Genomic DNA, 297 nt, shown 5'->3' with positions numbered 1-297 from the left:
CGCCGACTACCGCTACGACATCGTCGCCCCATGACCCGCCCGACCGACCGCCTCCTGCCCGGTCCGCGGGAGTCCCGACACGAAAGGGGCAGCACGGTATGAGCCCGGCCACCACAGCCGCCGACACCACTGTGACCCTGCACCGCCGTTTCATGCTGCGCGTGGCCGGCCTCCCGGCCGACACCGTTCAGGCGCTGCGCGCCCCGGAGACCGCCGACTGGGCCGCGCGCACGGCCGCCGAGGAGGACAGGCTGCGCGCGCTGGGCGGCCGGCTGAGCGACCCGCTCTCCGCCGCCG

At 76.1% G+C, this 297-nt stretch carries 1 protein-coding gene; it reads left to right on the top strand.

The window, feature by feature from the left end; genetic code table 11:
- Positions 1-98: 98 nt before the first annotated feature.
- Positions 99-297: hypothetical protein (locus GT030_RS08830; RefSeq protein WP_161200617.1), on the top strand; the 199-nt coding region annotated here is incomplete at its 3' end.

It is taken from the genome of Streptomyces sp. SID1328 (assembly GCF_009865595.1).
Lineage (GTDB): Bacteria > Actinomycetota > Actinomycetes > Streptomycetales > Streptomycetaceae > Streptomyces > Streptomyces griseoluteus.
The sequence above is the reverse complement of the archived record's forward strand: the minus strand, read 5'-3'. Positions and strand labels throughout refer to the sequence as shown.